Source organism: Paraburkholderia sp. WS6, from assembly GCF_030464835.1.
Classification (GTDB): Bacteria; Pseudomonadota; Gammaproteobacteria; order Burkholderiales; family Burkholderiaceae; genus Paraburkholderia; species Paraburkholderia madseniana.
Window position 1 is genome coordinate 20,312 of record NZ_JALQCK010000052.1, and the last position, 15,772, is coordinate 36,083.

Below are 15,772 nucleotides of genomic sequence, written 5' to 3' on the forward strand. Positions count from 1 at the left end.
TCGCCGGCAGTTCTCGCAGCACAACGCTGAACTGCCCGCGCTCATCGCCGGACGCATCGCTTCCAAGCCAACCTTCCCGTTGGACCACTCATGAATCGCTACCCCCTCTGGAAATACGCCGTGATGCTGGTGGCTCTGGTCATCGGCCTCGTCTACACGCTGCCCAATCTGTTCGGCGAAGCGCCGGCGGTGCAGGTGTCGAGCGGCAAGGCAACGGTCAAGCTCGACTCGACCACGCTGTCGGCAGTCGAAACGGCGCTTGCCGCCAATCAGATCAAGCCTGACGAAGTCACGTTCGACAACTCGTCGACCAACGCGAACATCCGCGTGCGGCTCCTCGACACCGACACGCAATTGCGCGTGAAGGACCTGCTGCAGAAGTCGCTGAACAGCGACCCGACCGACCCGCAATTCATCGTTGCGCTGAACCTGCAAAGCGCGTCGCCGCGCTGGCTGACCGCCCTGCATGCGCTGCCGATGTACCTCGGTCTGGACTTGCGCGGTGGCGTGCACTTCCTGCTGCAGGTCGACATGGCCGGCGCGCTCAACAAGAAGCTCGACTCCGACGCCTCGGATGCACGCACCATGCTGCGTGACAACAACATCCGCGACGGCGGCGTGAACCGCGTCAACCAGACGGTGGTGATCAATTTCGCCGACCAGGCCACGGCAGACGCGGCATCCAAGCAACTGGGCCGCGGCATCGGCGAACTCCAGTGGGCCTCGCAAGCGAACCCGGACGGCAGTGTGCAACTGGTCGGCACGTTCACGCCGGCGGTGCAGAAAGCCGTGCAGGACGCCGCGCTCAAGCAGAACATCACCACGCTGCATAACCGCGTGAACGAACTCGGCGTGGCCGAGCCGGTGATCCAGCAGCAAGGCTCGGACCGTATCGTCGTCGAACTGCCGGGTGTGCAGGACACGGCGAAGGCAAAGGACATCATCGGCCGTACAGCAACGCTCGAAGCGCGCCTCGCCGACCCGGTCAATACGCATCCGAATCCGTCCGATCCGGTGCCGCCGGGTGACGAACTGTTCACGCAAGGCAACCAGACGCCGGTGCTGCTGCGCAAGCAGATCATCTTCACGGGTGACCGCATCATCGACGCGTCGGCAGGCTTCGACGAACATCAGCGTCCGTCGGTCAACATCCGCCTCGACTCGGCCGGTGGCCGCGCGGTGCGCAGTGTCTCGCGCGACAACATCGGCAAGCCGATGGCCATGGTGCTGTTCGAAAAGGGCAAGGGCGAAGTGCTGACGGTGGCGACCATCCAGTCGGAACTGGGCGACCGTTTCCAGATCACCGGCCAGGCTACGCCGCAAGGCGCCGCCGACCTCGCGCTGCTGTTGCGCGCCGGTTCGCTCGCCGCACCGATGGACATCATCGAAGAACGCACGATCGGCCCGAGCCTCGGCGCGGACAACATCAAGAAGGGCTTCCACTCGGTGGTGTGGGGCTTCGTGGCAATCGCCGTCTTCATGATCGCGTACTACATGCTGTTCGGCGTGATCTCGATGATCGGCCTGTCGGTCAACCTGCTGCTGCTGATCGCCGTGCTGTCCATGTTGCAGGCCACGCTCACCTTGCCGGGTATCGCCGCTATCGCGCTCGCGCTCGGTATGGCGATCGACGCAAACGTGCTGATCAATGAGCGCGTGCGCGAAGAACTGCGCCACGGCGCGCCGCCGCAACTGGCGATCCAGAACGGCTACGCGCATGCATGGGCGACGATTCTCGACTCGAACGTCACCACGCTGATCGCCGGCCTCGCGCTGCTCGCCTTCGGCTCCGGCCCGGTGCGCGGCTTCGCGATGGTCCACTGTATCGGCATCTTGACTTCGATGTTCTCGGCTGTGTTCTTCTCGCGCGGTATCGTCAACCTCTGGTACGGCGGCAAGAAGAAGCTCAAGTCGCTGGCTATTGGCCAGGTGTGGCGTCCGCAACCGGAAGGTATCGACGGCGCCGCCGCTTACCTCGGTAACGAAGATGCTGCGACCGACACGGCACGTGCCGTCGCCGCGGCAAGCGCCAAGCCCAAGGCCAAAGCTGCGGCCCAGACGCGTACCAAGCCGACCGTGCGCCGCCGCGATGCGTCGGGTTCGTCGAACACGCCGCAGAAACCGGGTTCATCCCGCTGAGTCCCGGAGAACAAGACCATGGAATTTTTCCGTTTTCGCAAAGACATTCCGTTCATGCAGCGTGCGTTGCTGTTCAACGCAATCTCGCTGCTGACGTTCGTCGCTGCTGTGTTTTTCCTGCTGCATCGCGGGCTGCATCTGTCGGTGGAATTCACCGGCGGTACCGTCATCGAAGTGCAGTATCCGGGTGCCGCGCCGCTCGAACCAGTGCGCGGCACGCTCAACAAGCTCGGCTATCCCGATGCGCAAGTGCAGAACTTCGGCACCTCGCGCGACGTGCTGATCCGTCTGCCGCTCAAGCAGGGCTACACGTCGGCGCAACAGAGCGACCAGGTGATGGGCGCGCTGAAGGGCGAGGACCCGCAGGTGCAATTGCAGCGTGTCGAGTTCGTCGGCCCGCAGGTCGGCAAGGAACTCGCGACCGACGGCCTGCTCGCGCTGGCCTGTGTGGTGGTCGGCATCGTGATCTACCTGTCGTTCCGCTTTGAGTGGAAATACGCAGTAGCCGGCGTGATCGCTAACTTGCACGACGTGATCATCATTCTCGGCTTCTTCGCGTTCTTCCAGTGGGAGTTCTCGCTGTCGGTGCTGGCCGCGGTGCTCGCGGTGCTCGGCTACTCGGTGAACGAATCCGTCGTTATCTTCGACCGGATTCGTGAGACCTTCCGCCGCGAACGCAAGCTGACCGTGATCGAGGTGATCAACCACGCAATCACCAGCACGATGTCGCGCACGATCATCACCCACGGCTGTACGCAGATGATGGTGCTGTCGATGTTCCTGTTTGGCGGTCCCACGCTGCACTACTTCGCCCTGGCACTGACGGTCGGTATTCTGTTCGGTATCTACTCGTCGGTGTTCGTGGCCGCGGCGCTCGCCATGTGGCTCGGCGTGAAGCGCGAAGATCTGGTGAAGGACAAGAAGGAACGTACCGATCCGGACGATCCAAACGCAGGCGCGCAAGTTTGAGCTTGCTGTAGGCAGACCTCGCAATAAGAAAGGCCGGTTCTCTCGAACCGGCCTTTTGCGTTTACCGCATTTACCGCCTTTACCGCGCGTTAGCGAAACCCGAGCTTGCGCCGCGCCGCCATCAGTGCCACCAGGCTCACGGCCGCAGCAAAAATCATGTAATAGCTCGGCGCGGCCTTCGACCCCGTGAAGCTGATCAGCCACGCGATGATGAACGGCCCAAAGCCGCCGAAGATCGTCACGGCAATGTTATAGGCCAGCGACATACCGGTCGTACGCGTCTGCACCGGGAACATCTCCGAGAGCAAACCCGGCAGCGCCGCAAAGTAGCCCGTCATCAGAAAGCCGAACACGACCTGCAGCGCGATTAGCGTGCCGAAGGTCGGATGCGCGACCAGATACACGAACGCCGGATTGATCAGCACGAGAAGCAACAGCGCCGAGATCAGCATGATCGTGGTGCGTCCGTGACGGTCCGACAGATGGCCGACCAGTGGCGAAAACACCATCTGGATCACACCGGTCAGCGCAATCGCCGCGAACGCGACCGAAGGCGCCAGCCCCAATTGCTTCACGCCATAAGTCGGCATGAACAGCACCAGATAGGTCGACACGGTACCGAGCACCACCACGCCGATCGCAATCACGAGGCGCAGCTTCTGGCTCGCGAACGTGTCGCGCAGCGGCGTCGTGGTGGTTTCCGCCGCGAGGAACTCAGGCGTTTCGTCGAGTTTGGTCCGGATGTACCACGCGACCGGCCCGATCAGGAGACCAAAGAAGAACGGCACGCGCCAGCCCCACGAGGCCATCTGCTCAGGCGACAGCTTGCCGGTCAACAGCACGCCGAAACCGGCGGCGAGCAACGTGGTGAGCCCCTGGCTCGCAACCTGCCAGCTCGCGAAGAAACCGCGCCGCCCCGGCACGTGTTCCGCGAGAAAAGCCGTGGCGCTGCCGAACTCGCCGCCCGCCGAAAAGCCTTGCATCAGGCGCGCCACCACGAGAATCACGGGCGCGGCAATGCCGATGCTCTGATACGTCGGCAGAAGCGCGATGATCAACGTGCCGCACATCATCAGCAGGATCGACAGCGTAAGCGCCGCTTTGCGTCCGGCGCGGTCGGCGTAAGCACCGATCACGATCGCGCCGAGCGGCCGCATGAAGAACGACACGCCGAAGGTGCCGAGCGTCAGCAGCAGCGAGACCGTGTCGTTACCCGCCGGGAAAAACAGCTTCGCGATGGTGACCGCGAAAAAGCCGTACACCACCAGATCGAACCATTCCAGCGCGTTGCCGATCGAGGCGGCGACCACCGCGCGCCACGAATTCCGCCGGCTCCCCGCCAGGCTTGCCGCTGTCGTTGCATTCATGCAGATCTCCAATGCGCGCGAAATATTATTAACGTAGGTTTTACGCCGGATCTTGCCGAACTGGGTGCGCGCACAACCAATGCGGTGTCAGCGCTCTATGTACCTGAAAAATTAAAACGGCGCGAGCGGCAATTCGCTCGTGGCCATTGCACAAGGCTTCCGGCGTTTCAGGCAGGCAATAAAAAACCGCTTCATCGCAAAAGCGAACGAAGCGGTTTTTTTGTTGCGGCGCAACGGCGACGACGCCTGTGTCATTCAATACGAACAGGCGAAAGGCTCGCTAAAGCGCTTATTGCTTGATGCCTTCGGCCTGAATATGCAGCTTGGTATCCATGCTGAAGCCGTACTTGGCGCCGAAATCCAAGCCGTAATCGCTACGGTTGAAATGGGCGCTCGCTTCCACGCCGCACACTTCGCGCTTGAGCACCGGATGCGGCATGCACTTGAACGATTCGATCGTCAGATTCAGCGGCTTGGTCACGCCGTGGATCGTCAGGCTGCCGACCACCTGGACCGGCTTGTCGCCGTCGAACTTGATATCGGTACCCTTGTAGGTCACCGACGGATACTTGGTCACATCGAAAAATTCGTCCGTCTTCAGATGCTCGTCGAGCTTGGTGTTGCCGGTTTCGACCGAAGCCGGGTCAACCGTGACGTCCACCGTGCCGGTCTTGGCTGCGCGGTCGAGCGTGACCGTGCCCGAGCTCTTGATGAACTTGCCGCGCCACACCGAGAGGCCACCGAAGTGATCCGCCTCGAAGCTCGGAAACGTGTGGGTCGGGTCGAGCTGATAGGTGTCCGCTGCAGCAAACGCGCCGAGCGAGAAAGAAGAAGCCAGTGCGCCGACGGCGATCAACAGGGATGTTTTCAATTCATGCTCCTTATGTTTTTCGGAATTCCTGACTTGAAGGAAAGCGGCCGCGCCCGGAGAGCGCGGCGAACGTCACTTGTGTGCTGCAACGAGATGAAACTTGATCACCACGTCATCGGCCACTACCGAGGTGTCTTTCCATTCGCCGGTACCGATGTCGAATTGCGAGCGTTTGATCGGCAGAGCGCCGTCGAACGTCTGGGTTGCGCCCTGCTGGGTGACCGCGACCGGCACCACGACGGTCTGCGATTTACCCTTGATGGTCAGCTTGCCGGTGACCTTGAACTGATTGCCGCCGGCCGGCGCAATCGCGCTCGACACGAAGGTAGCAGTCGGATATGTCTTCGCGTCGAACCAGTCCTTGCCGCGCACCTGGTCGTTGTAGCTTTCGTCGCCGAGATCGTAGCTGGCCACGTCGATGCTGAACTGCGCACTGCCGTCGGCCGGTTTTGCCGGGTCGAACTTGACTTGCGCGGTGAACTTGCCGAATTTGCCTTCCACCGGCACGTTCATCTGCTTCGAAGTTGCCGTCACCGAACTCTTCGTGACGTCGACCTGGGCGAGCGCACTGCCGGCCGCGGTCAGCGAGGCCGCAGCAAACGCGGCGAGCATGTAGCGATAAAACGAAACTTTCATGGTTATCCTTATTTGATGAAAGGGAGCATGCGCGACAGCAGGCCGTCGCGGTCCAACCATTGATGCTTGAGCGCCGCCGCGACGTGCAACGCGACCAGCACGAGCAACGTGTAATTCAGCGCGATATGCACGTTCTTCAGCAGTTCCTTGAGATGCGGGTCCGGTGCGATCAGGCGCGGCAGCGGAATCAGGCCGAGGTACACCACCGGTATGTTGGCCGCCGAGCTATACAGATAGCCGGAGGCGGGAATCGCGATCATCAGCACGTACAGCAGCAGATGCGTGAGATGCGCGGCGCCGCGCTGCCAGGCCGGCATGCGCCGCGGCATCGGCGGGGCAGCATGGGTGGCGCGCCACAGAATGCGCGGCACGGCGATCGCGAACACCGTCACGCCGATCCATTTGTGCCAGGAGAAGTAGCGCAGCTTGGTGGGCGTGAAGCCGGGGATGTCGGTCATCACCCAACCAAGCGCGAAGCCGCACACGATCAGTAGCGCGATCAGCCAGTGAAAGGCAATGGCCGTCCGCGTGTACGACTCCCGGCCACCGAAAGAAGGATTGAGTGCCATGACAGGTCAACGCAAGCTAAGAAAGGTTAACGGAGCAGCCGGCCCTGCTATTCCACGCCGCCAATGCATGCAGCATCGTGCGGCGCGATAGAAAACATGGCGGCTGCGGCACAGGCCAAGGCCGCCATGCTACCGCAAGCGGAAAAAGCTGGCTGTGTCGACCGGAGTTAGCGCTTCAGCGCTTACTCCGGTCCCATGCAAAGCCGGCACCCGGAAGTTTTCCCGCGTGCAGAACGGCATTGAACAATTGGGGCCGGACAATGTCAGAAGCAGGTATTTTTGTGTAAGACTATTCCTGATTCCGACGCCACCGGGTTCACTGCTTGCATAGGGTGCAATGGCCTGCCCCGCGGCGAAGCGCGTTTGGTACTATTGCTCCACGCTTTCTGCAGCCCCGCCCTGAAACGGGCATTGCACGCCTCCCATCACGTCGTTAGCCCTTCTGCCGTATGGACCATGACAACCTGATCGCGTGCCATGAATGCGATACGCTGTTCCGCAAGCCCCCGCTTGTGGGGCGCGTGGTCGCGCGCTGTCCGCGCTGCGGCGCGACGCTCTATCGCGGCGTCTCCCGCAAACTCGACAGCATCTGTGCGATGACGCTGGCCGCGCTGATCACCTTCGTCATCGCCCAGGCCTTCCCGATCGTCGAACTCGATGCCAACGGCATCACCTCGCAAACCACGCTGTTCGGCGCGCTCGTCGCGCTATGGGGCGAGGACATGCAGATCGTCGCGGTCATGGTGTTCTGCTCGACCATCCTGTTCCCGCTGACCGAGCTGGTCGCGCTGCTCTACGTGCTGATCCCGCTGCGCGCCGGCTATGTGCCGCCCGCCTTCAACCGCGTGTTGCGCGCCATTCAATTCGTGCGGCCGTGGGGCATGATCGAAGTGTTCATGCTCGGGGTGCTGATCACCATCGTGAAGATGGTGAGTCTCGCGCGCGTGATTCCCGAAGCGGCGCTATTCGCGTTCGGCGTGCTGACGCTGATGATCGCGGTAGTCCTCACGTTCGATCCGCGCGTGCTGTGGGATGTTGCCGACGAAATGGACGACCGCGGCCCGCGGCCGTTGCCGCGCACCTCCGCCGACAGCGCGGCGGCTGCCGTCAGTTCGGTCGCCGGGCCGCCCGCGCCACCGGAGGTGCAAGCCGGGTCGCAATCCACATTGCCGCCAGGCGTGCCGCCGGCCCCGCATCAGGGATGAGCGCACGATGAAATACGTCACCGCGAAGCGCGCGGGTCTGGTCTCCTGCCATGCATGCGGACGCGTCGAGCCGCGCATCCGCTCCGTCACGCCGCAGCACTGCAGCCGTTGCGGCGCGGTGCTGCACCGGCGCAACCCCGACAGCCTGATGCGCACGTGGGCGCTGCTGATCGCCGCCGCCTTGCTGTATATTCCCGCGAATCTGCTGCCGGTGATGCATACCTCGTCGCTCCTCGGTTCGGAGGACGACACCATCATGAGCGGTGTCGTGTATTTCTGGACCTCAGGCGACTGGCCGCTGGCCGTGATCGTGTTCATCGCCAGCATCATGGTGCCGATGCTCAAGCTCAGTGTGCTGGTGCTGCTCACCGCCACCGCGCAGCGCCGCTCGCGCTGGCGGCCGGAGCAACGCACCACGTTGTACCGCATGGTCGAACGGATCGGGCGCTGGTCGATGCTCGACGTCTTCGTCGTCACGCTGACCGTCGCGCTGGTCCGTTTCAAGTCGCTTGCTGTGATCACGGCCGGCCCGGGCGCGATCGCCTTCGGTTCGGTGGTGATTCTGACGATGATGGCATCCATGCAATTCGATCCACGGCTCATCTGGGACAACGTGGAAGGCAGTACTCCAAAACCTCAGGACATCGACCATGACTAGCCCGCAAGGACCGACGCCCGCCTCCGATGCGCCGCGCAACGATTCGAACGGACCGAAGCTGCCACCCCAACTGCCAGACCCCGACATCGAGCCGAAGAGCCGCTGGCTGCCCTCGCTCGTCTGGGTGATTCCGCTGATCGCCGCGCTGATCGGCGTCGCGCTCGTGATCAAGTCGGTAACCGAAAGAGGCCCGACCATCACGATCACGTTCACCAGCGCCGAAGGCCTCGAGCCCGGCAAGACCAAGGTCAAGTACAAGGACGTCGACGTCGGCTCGGTGAAGACCATCACGCTCTCGAAAGATCTGTCGCACGTGCTGGTTCAGGTGCAACTCACCAAGGAAGGCGAAGACTTCGCGGTCAAGGATTCGCGCTTCTGGGTGGTGCGCCCTCGCGTCGGCGCGAGCGGCGTGTCCGGACTGACCACGTTGCTCTCGGGTGCGTACATCGGCGCGGACGCCGGCCATTCGCCGGACACCGAAAGAGACTTCGTCGGCCTCGAAACGCCGCCACCTATTACAGGCGACCAGAAGGGCCACCAGTTCATTCTGCACGGCGACTCGCTCGGCTCGATCGACATCGGCTCGCCGATTTTCTACCGGCGCGTGCAGGTCGGCCAGGTGGTCGGCTTTTCGCTCGACAAGGACGGCACCGGTGTGACGATGCAGGTGTTCGTGTCGGCGCCGTTCGACCAGTACGTCGGCACCAATTCGCGCTGGTGGCATGCGAGCGGCGTCGATCTGCGGCTCGACTCGAGCGGCTTCAAGCTGAATACGCAGTCGCTTGCGACGGTGATCGTCGGCGGCTTGTCGTTCCAGTCGCCGACGGGCCAGGGCGTGGGCGCGCAGGCGCCGAACAACATGACGTTCCGCCTCGGTTCGGATGAACAGGACGCGATGCGCGAGCCGGACGGCGTGCCGTTGCGCGTGGTGATGAACTTCAATCAGTCGCTGCGTGGGCTGTCGGTCGGCGCGACGGTCGACTTCCGCGGCATCGTGCTGGGCCAGGTGACCAACATCGGCATCGACTACGATCCGAAGACCCGTAGCTTCACGATGCCGGTGACGATGAACCTGTACCCGGACCGCCTCGGCAAGCGCTTCCGCGAAACTGCACCGACACCGGGAACCCTCGCAGGTCAGGCCTTGCTGCAACAGCTCGTCAAGCATGGCCTGCGCGGCCAGTTGCGCACCGGCAATCTGATTACGAGCCAGTTGTACGTGGCGCTCGATATCTTCCCGAAAGCGCCGCCGGCCACGGTCGACGTCACAGGCGATCCGCTCGAGTTGCCGACCATCCCGAATTCGCTCGACGAGCTGCAGGTGCAAGTTGCCGACATTGCGAAGAAGCTCGACAAGGTGCCGTTCGACCAGATCGGTTCGAACCTGAACAGCGCGTTGAAGAATGCCGACCAGCTATTCACGCGACTCGACAAGGAAGTCGTGCCGGAGGCACGCGACACGCTGGCCGCGGCGAAGCAGACCTTCGGTTCGGCCGAGGCGACGTTGCAGCAGGACTCGCCGTTGCAGTCGGATGTTCATCAGGCGTTGCAGGAACTGACGCGCACGTTGCAGTCGCTGAATGCGTTGTCGGATTATCTGGAGCGTCATCCGGAATCGCTGTTGCGCGGTAAAACAGGAGATAAACCATGATGTTTGCCCGGCTCCCCCGCCCGCCGCGCGGGCTCGTGCGCGGCGCTGTTTATATCGGCGCTCTGGCCGGACTGGTGGCGATGGCGGCGTGTTCGTCGCCGAGCAGCCGCTTTTATACGCTCGGCGCGGAGGGTACGCCTGCCGGCTCCGCGGCGCCGGTTAGCGCCAGGACTTCGGCTGCGCCAGCGTGGCTGATTGAAGTCGCGCCAATCGATGTGCCGCCGCAAGTGGCGAAGAATCAGCTTGTGGTGCAGACGGGACCGACGCAGGTCCAGGTGCTCGAGCAGGAGCGTTGGGCTTCGTTGCCGGGTGACGAGATTCGTCGAGCTTTGTCGACTAGTCTTACGCAGCAGCTGGGCACAATCGATGTGTATGGCACTGCTTATCCGGATACGACGCCGGTGTATCGGGTCAGCATGAATGTGCAGCGGTTCGAGTCGTGGCCGGGGTCGCATGCGTTGATCGATGCGGTTTGGAGTGTGCGGGCTGTACGTGGTGCTGCGGTGATGACCTGTCGGAGTGTGGTGAGTGAGCCGGTGAGCGGCGGCTACGATGCGCTTGTTAATGGGCATCGCGTCGCGTTGCAGCGGATTGCTGTGCAGGTGGCTGCTGCTGTGCAGGGGATGGCGGCTGCTTATCCTAAGGGGGGCTCCGCCGGGAAGGGGGTTGCTATTGCTGTGCCGGCTTGTCCTTCTGCTGTTGTGAGTAGTTGAGGGAGGTTTTTGCCTGCGCGGCGCTTTTGTCAGTGTTCTTGTGGTGTTGGCCTTTCCTTGAATTGTTAGTGGTCTATTAGCGTTGCCCCTGTGCGGGGCGGCACCTACTTTTCTTTGCATGCCGCAAAGAAAAGTAGGCAAAAGAAAGCGGCTCAAACCGCTCATGCTAAGTGGGCACCGTGGTTTGCAACGGGTAGTGGTGCATCTGGAATCTGTGTTCTCGCACATTCCGCGTTAGTGACAAAGGACTCATCAGCTCCCACTCCGCACTACGTGCGTCGCGGACGGGTCTGCTTGGGAAACCAGCGGCTTCGGTTGAGCACGGTGGGGGCCGTCGGCTTCGCCTCGGCGACGCACCTCAACACTCGTCCGGGAACACCAACTTCATAATGATTTGTCGGTGTACTGCAATCACAGGCACAGTTGCAGTCACAATCGCGATGGCGGTGCAAAGGCAAGCCACGGTTCGGTGGCGAGACGCGAGCGTCAAAACGTAGCGGGTGGTTTTCTGAAGTACTCTTCGGCGCGCGCAGCGCCGCCGGAAGTATGACGCCCTTGTCACAAGCCTATGCAGGTGCACGAACCCAGATTCCAGATGCACCACTATCCGTTGCAAACCACGGTGCCCACTTAGCAGTAGCGGTTTGAGCTGCTTTCTCTTGCCTACTTCTCTTTGCAGCCGGCAAAGAGAAGTAGGTGCCGCCCCGCACAGGGGCAACGCTAATAGACCACTAACAATTCAAGGAAAGGCCAAAGCCCTAAGAACACTGACAATAAGCGCCGCAGGCAAAAAAACCCCAAATGCTCACCTCAATCAAAAGACTCCTAAAGAAATGGCGCGCCTCCCGCGACAGCGGCCACCAGCTCGACGCGCTGCTAGCGATCGCCGACAAGACGGCACCGTATCCAGACCGTAGCGAATGGCTGATCGAACTCGCCCATTGGATCCACCGCGACCGCGCAGTCCACCCCGAGCAACCAGGCACCGCCAGCCCCACCCCAGCACACACAAGAATCCGCTACATGCTCAACGTGCTGGACCGCAACCCAGCCTGGAAGAGCAACGTCGCCGGCATTCTCCGTGCGCTACTGCGCGAAAGCGACGGCCTTTCGCTTCTCTGCGATGCAGGCATGCCCGTGCACTCAGGCTTCTTCGGCGCACTCTTCGAGCGCCTCGAAGCCTCCCTGATCCCGCCCGCGCCAAACCGCCGCGATCTGCGAGCAATCGTCACGCTGATGTTCAGCCAGGACCGCGACGCCGATTGGATCGCCAATCTGCCCACCGATCTGCTCACCCGCATCCGCGCGCTCTTCGATTACGAACAGGACGACAGCAAACAACGCGACACCACCCCGTTTTCGCTCGACCTGCTGGCCGCCCTGCACAACCTCACCTGCCAGATCAGCTCGACCGGTCTGTCGCAAACCGTTCGCAGTCGCCTCGGTGAAGTCGACCTCGGCGATGCCGGCGGCGTGCGCGTCGCCATGGAAAAGCAGCCGTTCTACCGGCTCACGCGCGCCATGCTCGCCGTCGAAGCGGCCCATCAGGCAGTCAGCGAAGGCGCCCCGCAGGAGAAGCTGCTGCATGAGGTCAACTATCTGCGCCTGCTGCTCGACGAATGCCGCAGCGCCACCGACAACGTCTTCGCCCATCTCTATCGCAACGGCGTCAGTGTCGATATCGTGTTCCAGGTCGAACGGATGCGCATGCGCATCGTGCGCGCGGAACACCTGCTGAACGCCTGGATGGCGCAGGACGATCCGCATGCCGGCGCACGTCTCACCGCCGAACTGGTGGACGCGAATCACGCGAGCCAGAGCGTGGCGCATCTCGTGCGCAGCAATTTCTCGTTGCTGGCGCGCAAGGTCGTCGAATACAGCGCCGATACCGGCGAACACTACATCGCCCGCGATCGCGTCGAATACCTGAAGATGCTGCGCATGGCGGCCGGCGGCGGGCTCGTGACCGTCGTCACGGTCTGCGTGAAATTCGCCATCACCGGCGCGCATCTGCAATCGATGTTCGAAGGCCTGCTCGCCGGCATCAACTACGCGGCCAGCTTCCTGCTGATGCACTTCCTGCACTTCTCGCTCGCCACCAAACAACCGGCGATGACCGCGCCTACGCTCGCCCGCGAACTCGACGGCACCGGTACGCCGGCAGGCGTCGACAGCTTCGTGAGTTCGGTGACCGCGTTGATGCGCACGCAGGCAGCCGCGGTGCTCGGCAACGTGCTGCTGGTGTTTCCAGTGTGCTTCGGCGTGCAATGGGTGTGGCACGCGCTCTTCAACGCCAACATCATTTCGCCCGAGAAGGCCCACGCCACGCTGCACTCGTTCTCGCTCTTGGGACCGACGCCGTTCTACGCCGCGCTGACCGGCGTGCTGCTATGGTCGTCGAGCTTGCTGTCAGGATGGGCGGACAACTGGTTCGTCCTGCATCGCGTGGCGGATGCGCTCGCCTACAACCGGCGCCTGCGCATGACGCTCGGCGCGGCCGGCACCGCCCGGCTCGCTGCCTTCTGCCGCTCGAATGTGGCGGGCGTCGTGGGCAACATCACGCTCGGCCTGATGCTCGGGCTCGTGCCGGCGATCCTCACCGCCTTCGCCTTCACTTTCGAGGTGCGTCACGTGACACTGAGCGCCGGCTCGATCGGCATCGCGCTCGGTGTGCTCGGCAAGGACGCGTTGAAGTTGCCGGAGCTGTGGTGGGCGGTTGCGGGTGTCGGCAGCATGGCGATCCTCAACGTGGCCGTGAGTTTCGCGCTCGCCTTCTACATGGCGGTGAAATCGCGCGATTTGCGGCGCAATGCGGTGCGCTCGCTGCGCGGCGCGATCTGGCAGCGGGTGTTCAGGCATCCGCTGGAGCTGGTATGGCCGGCCAAAGCGGCGCCGCACCCCGACCGCGTACAATAGCGCCTTATCTAACGCCTTCCGGCAACCTCAATGTCCTTCGATTTCTTCCTTCCCTGTCCGCGTGGCCTTGAAGCCTCGCTCGCCGCCGAACTCGCGGAAATTGCCGCGAAGCACCTGAACGGCGCGCCGTTCACGGCCGGCGCGCAAGTGCCCGGCGGTGTGCATTTCCGCGGCGGCTGGGCCGCCGGCATGGCCGCCAACCTGCACTCGCGCCTCGCGAGCCGCGTGCTGCTGAAAATCGCGCATCGGCCGTATCGCAGTGAACAGGACGTTTACGCGCTCGCGGTCGAACAGCGTTGGGAGCAGTGGTTCTCGGCAAACGAAACGCTGCGCGTGGATGTCACCGCCATCAAGTCGCCGCTGCGCAGCCTCGAATTCACGACGCTGCGTGTCAAGGACGCGATCTGCGACCGTCTTCGTGAAGTGAGCGGCGCGCGTCCGAACATCGATACCGCCGCGCCCGACGTGCGCGTGTTCGCGTTCCTCACCGCCACCGAATGCACGCTCTACCTCGACACGTCCGGTGATCCGCTCTTCAAGCGCGGCTGGCGGCTGGACAAGGGCGCGGCGCCGCTCCGCGAGAACCTCGCGGCGGGCATCCTGCGTCTGACCGGCTGGACCGCCGGCACGCCGCTGTACGACCCGATGTGCGGCAGCGGCACCTTCCTCGCGGAAGCCGCGCAAGTGGCGCTGAATATCGCGCCGGGCGCGGAGCGCCGCTTCGGCTTCGAGAAGCTCAAGCAATTCGACGCCAAGACCTGGCAAACGCTGAAGGCCACCGCGCTCGACGCCAAGCACGCCGCCCGCACCTCGCGCGTCGATCTGCAGATCTTCGGCAGCGATATTTCCGGCGACATGCTCGACAAGGCGCGTGCGAACTTCCAGCGCGCCGGTCTGCCGTCGATTCCGCTCAAGCAGGTCGATGCGCGCGGCATGACGGCGCCGTCGGCTGAGCCTGGCATCCTCGTCGCGAATCCGCCGTATGGCGAGCGGATCGAAGTGCGCGGCCGCAACGCGCGTGGTGAAATCCGCGAAGGCCGCGCTACGCGCGAAGGTCGCGACGACGACAGCTTCCACCGCGCCCAGGAAGAGGCACCGGACAGCGAGTTTTTCCAGTCGCTCGGCGATGCGCTGAAGCAGCGCTTCACCGGCTGGCATGCGTTCATCCTGACGTCGGATCGCAAACTGCCGGGCCAACTGCGCCTGCGTGAATCGACCAAGACCCCGCTCTTCAACGGCGCGCTCGAATGCCGGTTGTTCCGTTTCGATCTGATCGCGGGCAGCGTTCGCCAGCGGCCGCAGAACAACGACACACCGGCAGCGTAAGCCGGAGCAGAGCAACATCGAAAAAACCGCGGATTCTGGTCCGCGGTTTTTTTTTCGCCGGTAGCTCGGCGATCGGCCGGGGTTGGGTCCCACCTGTTGTCACACCAGCTTCTCCGTTCATCCGTTCGCGGCCGCCTCGCCCCGCCATTCGGCCATCCCGCGCGCTCTGCCGCTTTACCATCCCGCCACGGCTGCCGGCTCATCGACCACTGCGTCCTTTTGCTACGCCCGCCACTCCCTACTGACACTACGCTGTCAGTAGCCCCCCCGCACACTCCTTCTCACGCCATCTGGCGCTTTGCACGGCTTACCGCCATCCCCAGGAGAGTGTCATGTCCGCATCATCCAAAGTTGTTGCATGGTTTGAGATTCCGTCCGTCGATTTCGAGCGCGCCGTTCGCTTTTACGAAGCCGGGCTCGACGTCAAACTGACTCGCGAGGAAATCGGCGGCCAGCCGATCGCCATCTTCGGCTACGAGGAACCGGCCACCGGCGGTGCGATCATCCATAGCCCGTCGATGACGCCCTCCGACGACGGCGTGCTCGTCTATCTGAACGCCCGGCCGACCGTCGACGCCACCCTCGCCCGCATCGAAAAGGTCGGTGGCAAGACCGATGGTCCGGTGATCAAGTTGCCGCAGGACATCGGCTACATCGCGTTCTTCACCGACACGGAGGGCAACCGCCTCGGCCTGCATTCGCTGACCAACGGCTAACAGCCGACGCGGCGCACAAGCGCGGCGGCCAGCAGG

General features: G+C 63.1%; 13 protein-coding genes. 9 read left to right on the forward strand and 4 right to left on the reverse strand.

Features of this window, described 5'->3' with window-relative positions:
* Positions 1 to 90: 90 nt before the first annotated feature.
* Both secD and secF read left to right on the forward strand, forming a co-directional pair.
* Positions 91 to 2,139 carry a protein translocase subunit SecD gene (secD, locus tag M0D64_RS38805; protein WP_266261550.1) on the forward strand — a complete coding sequence of 683 codons (2,049 nt, stop codon included), beginning with the start codon at positions 91 to 93 and terminating at the stop codon, positions 2,137 to 2,139.
* Between the two features lie 18 nt (positions 2,140 to 2,157).
* Entirely contained in the window at positions 2,158 to 3,108 is a 951-nt protein-coding gene (gene secF, locus M0D64_RS38810; protein ID WP_154566669.1) for a protein translocase subunit SecF, read from the forward strand.
* A gap of 89 nt (positions 3,109 to 3,197) precedes the next feature.
* On the opposite strand, the gene M0D64_RS38815 is transcribed toward secF, so the two are convergent.
* From M0D64_RS38815 to M0D64_RS38830, 4 genes are all read right to left on the reverse strand, one after another.
* Positions 3,198 to 4,475 carry an MFS transporter gene (locus tag M0D64_RS38815; RefSeq protein ID WP_171926308.1) on the reverse strand — a complete coding sequence of 426 codons (1,278 nt, stop codon included), beginning with the start codon at positions 4,473 to 4,475 and terminating at the stop codon, positions 3,198 to 3,200.
* A gap of 289 nt (positions 4,476 to 4,764) precedes the next feature.
* Positions 4,765 to 5,334, reverse strand: a complete 570-nt coding sequence (locus tag M0D64_RS38820) for a YceI family protein (protein WP_266261569.1) — start codon at positions 5,332 to 5,334, stop codon at positions 4,765 to 4,767.
* Between the two features lie 84 nt (positions 5,335 to 5,418).
* A complete protein-coding gene (locus M0D64_RS38825) occupies positions 5,419 to 5,982 on the reverse strand; it encodes a YceI family protein (RefSeq protein ID WP_266261551.1) in 564 nt (187 codons plus the stop codon).
* An 8-nt stretch (positions 5,983 to 5,990) separates the two neighbouring features.
* Complete coding sequence (locus tag M0D64_RS38830) at positions 5,991 to 6,551, reverse strand: cytochrome b (RefSeq protein WP_266261552.1); 561 nt, start codon at positions 6,549 to 6,551, stop codon at positions 5,991 to 5,993.
* Positions 6,552 to 7,000: 449 nt separating this feature from the next.
* On the opposite strand from M0D64_RS38830, the gene M0D64_RS38835 reads away from it, so the two are divergent.
* The 7 genes from M0D64_RS38835 to M0D64_RS38865 all read left to right on the forward strand — a co-directional run bounded on the left by M0D64_RS38835 (position 7,001) and on the right by M0D64_RS38865 (position 15,736).
* Entirely contained in the window at positions 7,001 to 7,756 is a 756-nt protein-coding gene (locus M0D64_RS38835) for a paraquat-inducible protein A (RefSeq protein WP_171926306.1), read from the forward strand.
* 7 nt (positions 7,757 to 7,763) lie between these two features.
* Positions 7,764 to 8,414 carry a paraquat-inducible protein A gene (locus M0D64_RS38840; RefSeq protein ID WP_266261553.1) on the forward strand — a complete coding sequence of 217 codons (651 nt, stop codon included), beginning with the start codon at positions 7,764 to 7,766 and terminating at the stop codon, positions 8,412 to 8,414.
* Positions 8,407 to 10,065, forward strand: coding sequence for an intermembrane transport protein PqiB (locus M0D64_RS38845; protein ID WP_266261554.1), 1,659 nt, complete (start codon positions 8,407 to 8,409; stop codon positions 10,063 to 10,065). The genes M0D64_RS38840 and M0D64_RS38845 overlap by 8 nt, the downstream gene beginning before the upstream one ends.
* Positions 10,062 to 10,778, forward strand: coding sequence for a membrane integrity-associated transporter subunit PqiC (locus M0D64_RS38850; RefSeq protein ID WP_154566662.1), 717 nt, complete (start codon positions 10,062 to 10,064; stop codon positions 10,776 to 10,778). Before M0D64_RS38845 ends, M0D64_RS38850 begins: the two co-directional genes overlap by 4 nt.
* An 801-nt stretch (positions 10,779 to 11,579) precedes the next feature.
* Positions 11,580 to 13,694 carry a site-specific recombinase gene (locus tag M0D64_RS38855; protein WP_266261555.1) on the forward strand — a complete coding sequence of 705 codons (2,115 nt, stop codon included), beginning with the start codon at positions 11,580 to 11,582 and terminating at the stop codon, positions 13,692 to 13,694.
* Between the two features lie 30 nt (positions 13,695 to 13,724).
* Positions 13,725 to 15,020: a class I SAM-dependent RNA methyltransferase gene (locus M0D64_RS38860; RefSeq protein WP_266261556.1), complete on the forward strand. Its 1,296-nt coding sequence runs from the start codon at positions 13,725 to 13,727 to the stop codon at positions 15,018 to 15,020.
* Between the two features lie 332 nt (positions 15,021 to 15,352).
* On the forward strand, positions 15,353 to 15,736 hold the full coding sequence (locus M0D64_RS38865) for a VOC family protein (protein WP_266261557.1): 384 nt from the start codon (positions 15,353 to 15,355) through the stop codon (positions 15,734 to 15,736).
* The last annotated feature ends 36 nt before the right edge of the window (positions 15,737 to 15,772 follow it).